Source organism: Bradyrhizobium sp. BRP20, assembly GCF_020194215.1.
Lineage (GTDB): Bacteria > Pseudomonadota > Alphaproteobacteria > Rhizobiales > Xanthobacteraceae > Bradyrhizobium > Bradyrhizobium yuanmingense.
Window position 1 is genome coordinate 1 of sequence record NZ_JADYVY010000047.1, and the last position, 6,312, is coordinate 6,312.

Annotated in this window: 4 protein-coding genes; 3 read left to right on the forward strand and 1 reads right to left on the reverse strand. The window is 58.0% G+C overall.

The features are described 5' to 3' along the window. Positions 1-1,764 precede the first annotated feature (1,764 nt). Positions 1,765-1,968, reverse strand: a complete 204-nt coding sequence (locus I6F33_RS37445; RefSeq protein WP_225130840.1) for a hypothetical protein — start codon at positions 1,966-1,968, stop codon at positions 1,765-1,767. Between the two features lie 392 nt (positions 1,969-2,360). Between I6F33_RS37445 and I6F33_RS37450 the strand changes: the two genes are divergently transcribed. From I6F33_RS37450 to I6F33_RS37460, 3 genes are all read left to right on the forward strand, one after another. Further along, positions 2,361-2,570, forward strand: coding sequence for a hypothetical protein (locus I6F33_RS37450; RefSeq protein ID WP_225130838.1), 210 nt, complete (start codon positions 2,361-2,363; stop codon positions 2,568-2,570). Between the two features lie 773 nt (positions 2,571-3,343). Then, entirely contained in the window at positions 3,344-3,730 is a 387-nt protein-coding gene (locus I6F33_RS37455) for an ectoine synthase (protein ID WP_225130830.1), read from the forward strand. 808 nt (positions 3,731-4,538) lie between these two features. Beyond that, positions 4,539-6,312: amino acid adenylation domain-containing protein (locus tag I6F33_RS37460; protein WP_225145761.1), on the forward strand; the 1,774-nt coding region annotated here is incomplete at its 3' end.

A 6,312-nucleotide genomic window follows, 5' to 3' on the forward strand; every position in this document is an offset into this window, starting at 1 on the left:
AGGTAAAACGGGATTACTCCCCGTCTCGGGGGCTCGGAGATGGGAATAAGAGACAGGAACCGCCCTTTGGGTGCTGAACAACCGCCCCCCCCCCCCCCGCTCAACCTCATGATGTCGGCTGAGATCGGCTCTGCCGGCTGACGGGGTGGAGCGAGGCGGGGCCGCTCCCGCGCTGCCGAGAGCAGCCAAGTGCGAGTTCGCTTTCCGTTTTATGATTTCGGCGGCTCGCTTGGACACTCCGGGACGTTCCGACCGCTTTGCGCGCTTTTTACGACGTCGCGCAAAACAATTTCAGAAGGTCGTACAACCAGCTGTTTGAGGCGCGCAATCTCCTGCTTGCACCGCTTCAGCTCGTGCTGTTCGTCTGTCATCACAGATGGTGTGCGACGATAGCTGCTGCCGAGATGATTCATGTAGCTCCCTTTCCGATTCGACAAACACAGCAGATAATCTGAACAGCCCAGTTGCTTCTCTTCCCTGAACGAGGCGCCTCGGCGTCAGATCAGAGCGTTTCACACGCAGCCCGCGGTGGGCTGGTTGCTAGCTCACTCCCTCCCTGCAAAGGGCCTTCGCCCAGGTCGTAGATTCGACGGCACTTTCGGCGACGCCATCTCGCTCGTCGCTCAAGCTCAGTTGCAGTAATGACCCCCAACAATGTGGCCGCGGAATATGCCGCCCTCCGGCTGCATGTGATTGCTCTGGGCGCAGACTGGTAACAAAATGGCAATATCGATTAATGCAACGAGCCGCGCTCTCGCGCTCAAATCCTGCATTGCGGCAGCGCCTCCGATGAATTTTCACGCGACGTTCGCGTCTCCGTGCTGGGGTCCTTCAGCAGGCTTATATGTCCAAAACGCAAGTCGCTACCGAAATCATCCGCCTGCAAGCGGGCATGCCAAAGGAGGTTTGCTCAAAATCGTGTGCTGCCAATACCTGCAATTATGGATCACTAACCACACGCCCATGACCATGAAACTACTTCACGATCGCGCAGACGGCCTCCTAAGCTGCATAAAGCCGAAGTTCCCTCAAGAGCGGCCAGGAAGGCGAGTCAAGGGGGCACTTAGCGCGGGCGCCGGATCCTGGCCCGATTTCGTCGCCAGACGCGGGGCGGGCGCTGGTTTTTGACGCAAAGATATGCTTCAACGCATGAATTGAAGTCCCTCTACAGTGCAGGATGCCAAGCGGTCGGGTTTGGAGCCGATAGGGAGGTCTGCGAAAGCGCCTCACCGTATGACGCCGGCGTCCGCGCCTACGTTGCCTCCAAAATCCTGAAGGCCGCCATCAGAGATGAGACGTGCCCCAATCTGCTTAAACAGATCGGTCAGGAAGCTCTTCCAGAGCACCAACGATGTGGCGATTAGATCTAGGACATGGCTTGTCATTGAGGCGAATTTCCAAGTCACAGTGCTGAAGGTCCTGGCCTGCTATCCAGGTTCGCGCGCGCCGTCGCGTCGCCTGCGGCATAGCGATCCGGCCAGCTCGCAGAGGTGTATCGTGGTCGCAAATCGATGGCGGCCTAACGTCACCCAAGACGCGGCGTTATCCGATGTGAATCGGTTGGCGCGTTGCTCGCTGCGAGGCCGATCGTTGAAACGAGCTGCTCGCACAACAGGCAGCGCATCCAAGCCTTGGCGCACGCACCCTTGCGCGCCACGATGCCGGTGAGGCGTCACGCTAATAACCTTCGTCCGCAAACGAGGGCGAACTCAGTGTTCGGCGCCGGAGCGCCATCACTCAAGCGAGCGGGTGCGCCATTGCTGTCTACTCCTGTGCGAGCCCCGCAAGTGCCCTTTCAATCACTGTGATGTCTTGACTGACCTGAGCGATCGCTGGCTTCGGATCAACTCCGGTAACGCACTTCAACTGCTGCAGTAGCTCCCGCCGATGCGCCAGAAGGGTCTCCAGCGCGCTGCGGTTGCTTAGTTTCACATAGCCGTCGACGATCAATCCAATCGAAAGAGACATCGAAACTCTCAACCAAAGCTGTTCTCAACGCAGATGCGTATAGCACATCGACAAACGATGTTCAGCTCGTCGGGAGAGAATACTTACGGGCGAGCTTGTTAGCGACAAGCGTCCGGCGCCGGGGGCGTGACCGACTATTCCTTGCGCCTTACAAGCATCCAGCTCTGTTTGAGCGACTAGCCGAGCAGAAGGACGGCTATGGCGAGCCAAAAACGGTGCGGATCGTCGCGAGGGTTGCTAGGCTAGGGGAGGGAATGATATCACGAACTAGCATAGTCTTATCCGCCTGCCGAACGGCTTCCGAGATGCGATGGCAGGCGGCGCGTTGATCGACGACATGCTCGCCTGAATATCTCTTCGTAGAGATTGCGACGACCTCAGGAGCGTCCAGGATGCTCGATGAATATTTGGCCCGCATTCGTGCTCACCGTAACACCATCCACCGCTATTCTCGCCTGCTGAAGTCGAACCTGTCGGATGTCGAACGTCAGTTCATTGAAGGACGCCTCACCGAGGAGCAGGCGGCCCTCGAGTCTCTTTCGGCCGAGACCTTCCCGCTCGCGTTCAGCCTTCCGAAGCGGACGGACATGTCGGCAAGATAGGCGCGGAGCCGCGAACGACGCTCGCATTCGGGACCACGCGATTTCTCGCCGACGGCATCATCATGGGCTCGCGACCCGGCAAATAATCGATGATATCCGCCCGCTGTCGGCCCAGCCCCAAGACCTAATCTGCTGACCTGCACATGAGTTCATTCGGCTCGGGTATCAGCTGCTCAATCTATATCGGCTTTTGCCTTAGAAAGCCGAACTATTCGACCGGTTCTCGCTCCGGACCCGTTTGTATTCGGCCATATCTCGACAATTTGTTAGATTGGCTACACGCCCAGCCAAATCGTTCTCACTCGCTTGCCAGCTGAGACAGCCACAACTTCATCTTTCATCGGCCTGCCACCACGGCATGAGATTTGCTCTACTGGCGGCGAGAGGCACAGCAAGGAGGGAAACGACTTGCCAAATCTGCGATTGGAGACAGTTTATGTCGCCGGCAATATCTCCAGCAGCATTCTGGGGAATCCAAAGGTAAGCGGCGGCACCACGCCAAAGGTGGAACATCAAATTGGTACGCGTCGATCGGGCTCGGCTGCGAAATACCCTCGCGCCGATATTTTCCCTAGTCGCCGTCGGGCAAATGGCAGGCCTTTTGCGTGTAGCCGATCCCATAGGACTGCTGCACGGGCTCTTCGCGACCGACGGTTGGTTGTTTCGACGGACCGCAGTCGGCAGCGCGACAGGGAAGTCGCAGTTCCGGGGCAGAACAACGGCCTCCAGCTTTTGGATCAATCACTTCAACCTGCACCGGGCGATCGAACACTATGATTGTGCGTAGCCTGCGCGACGTCGAAGCAACCGATCACTTCGTCGATTGGGGCAATGGTACTAGCCACCGCCTTCTGACCGATAAGGACGGCATGGGTTTTAGCATCTGCCACACCGTGGTGCGCGCTAACACCGTTTCGCTTCTGCAATACCGGAATCATCTCGAAGCCTGCTACTGCATCGGCGGAGAGGGCGAGGTCGAGGACATGGACGGCAATGTCTTTCCCATTCGCAGGGGTGACATGTATGTGCTTGACAAGCATGACAAGCATTTCCTGCGCGGGGGACGGAACAACGACATGATCCTCGTAAGCATCTTCAACCCGCCCCTTACCGGAACCGAGCGCCACAAGCTCGACGACCCGGCGGGCTCCACATATTGAGTGATGCGAAGAAACGCCAATCCAACATGAACTGCCGCTAATTGCGAGATACATTTACTCGAGCAATCCAGCGCTGCCTCGTATCGCACGCGGACCTCAGAAAAAGTCTTTGTTCCGGTTTTACGAAAGGCGCACGCGATGCGCTTCGGCGGAGCTGACAAAATACTTTGGCATTCCAGGTCCATTTTCCCTTGTCCGGAAAGACCAGGCGGGCGGAGGTTTGTGCCGATTGATAGCGCGCTCAATTGTACGATGTCTGGCGACGCTGTTGGACAGCTGACATAGCGCTGCTGTGGCTTTCGCATTGATTGAATTCGATTTCACCGTTGGCACGATAGATGCGTAATCGTCTAAAGGGCGCCATAGAGGAGAAGTCGTTCGATGAGGACGCTTACCAGAAACTCTGACGCGGTTGAGTGGCAGCTGCGATGCTGCCGGCACCATATTTGGTGATGCGCAAGGTTGGCACGAAGATTGAGTGATCTGCTTCGGCGAAGGGTTTCGTCACATCAATGCAGACCAGCCTAAGCCCGACAACAGATACGAACCGATGTGAGCGATTTGCGTGAATCAAGAAAGTCGCCTTCCGAGCTTGAGCGATGAACAGGTGCAGAGCATATCTGCCGCGCATGAACTGCTAGCGCGTGGGGAGGAGTTTTGGCGACGGCGGCTCGAGCAGTTTAGCAGATTGCATCTTCCTTTTCTGTCATCGTCCGTGGCTGCGGCGCCTTCCCGATGGCAGTCGAGTTCGTGGTTTAGCCCAAGCGGTTTGGCTAAACTTTCCCCACAAGATCGCTCGGAATATTTGGTGACCGCTTGGCTGATCTATCTCGCTCGAGTCACCGGGCAAAAAGAGTTTCAACTGGGATGGAAGCCTGCATGGGACGGATTGCAAACTGGCTCCAAACTCGTAATCGCCTCCGTCGTGCCGATGGAGGTTTGCATTGAGCTTGCTTATGATTTTGAAGAAGTGCGCAAAACCGTAGCGGCCGAAGTCGCTCAGCTGAGGGCACACGCCAGCTTTGCCCGAGATCTTATCGCGCGCTGCCCGACCCTGCGAGGAGTGGAGGCGCTACGGGCGCGCCACCCTTGGCCGATTGGTATTGCAATCGCGACAGAAAGCTGTTCCGTCGCCGACGATCTGTCGGCGAGCCACAAGACTGGCCAAGCCTTATGCGGCGATTTGCTGACCTTTGAGGTTCGCGCTCTGGATGGGAGCTTCCGCTGGCATTTTGATGCCGCTCGATTGGCGCCCAAGCAGATCGACGGCATGACGCAGCATTTGCAAGTTTTGTTACGCGGCGTGATGGACGATGCGGGGCAGTCTGTCGGCCGAATCGGCATTCTGCCAACCGACGAACGCGCGTATCTGCTTGAGGATTTGAATCGGACGGCGGCGCCTTTTTCGTTTGAGCGATGTATCCATGAGTTGTTCGAGGCGCAGGTGCAAAGGGCGCCGGAAGCGGTTGCAGTGGTCCATGAGAGGGAGAGACTGAGCTATGGCGAACTCAATGCGCGGGCCAACCGCCTGGCGCATTATCTGATCGAGCTCGGGGTCAAGCCGGACCAGCCGGTGGCGATCTGCCTGGAACGCAGCCTAGCGATGGTGGTCGGTGTGTTGGCGATCATGAAGGCTGGCGGTGCCTATCTGCCGCTAGATCCGACTTATCCGTCAGCGCGGCTGCGGCAGATTGTCGACGATGCAAAACCGAAACTGCTGCTTTGCGATGTCGCCGGTCGAACCGCATTGGGCGCCGATGCCGTGGCCGCTGTGACGGTGGTCGATCTGGAGACGACGACCCCGGCTTGGGGCGAGCGGCCGCCTTCGAACCCGGACCCGGGCACGCTTGGCCTCACATCGCGCCATCTCGCCTATGTCATCTATACCTCCGGCTCAACCGGAATCCCCAAGGGCGTTGAAATGTCCCATGGCGCGCTTGTGAATTCGCTTGCGGGCATTGGCACGTCAAAACAGCGCACACTTCAATTCGCGACCCTGAACTTCGATGTGTCCTGTCAGGAATTGTTCATCTGTTGGAAGGACGGCGGAGTGCTTGTGCTCGTGCGGGAACAGACCCGGAGGCGCTTCTCCGACCTGCTGGAATTTGTAGAGCGGGAGGCCATCGAGCGGCTTTTCCTCCCGTTCGTGGCATTGAATCATTTTGCGGAAGTCTGGAGCACGCAGCGGGTGCAGCTGCGCGCTTTAAGAGAGCTTTATACAGCCGGCGAGCGATTACAGGCCACTCCACTGCTTAGGGCGTTCTTCGAAGCACATCCGAACGCGAGATTGATCAATCAATATGGGTCCACGGAAATCAGCGTCATTTCCGAGCACCACCTTGCAGCTGATCCGTCATGTTGGCCCCAGATGCCTCACGTCGGGCGTCCAATCGCCAACACGCGGGTGTACTTGCTGGATGGCTATGGCGCGCCTGTGCCGTTCGGCGCGGTGGGCGAGCTTTACATTGGCGGGGCGGGGGTGGCACGGGGCTACCTCAACCGCCCTGAGCTGACCGCGGAGCGGTTCATCGCCAGTCCCTTTGTCGAGGGCGATCGGCTGTACCGGACCGGCGACCTTGCAC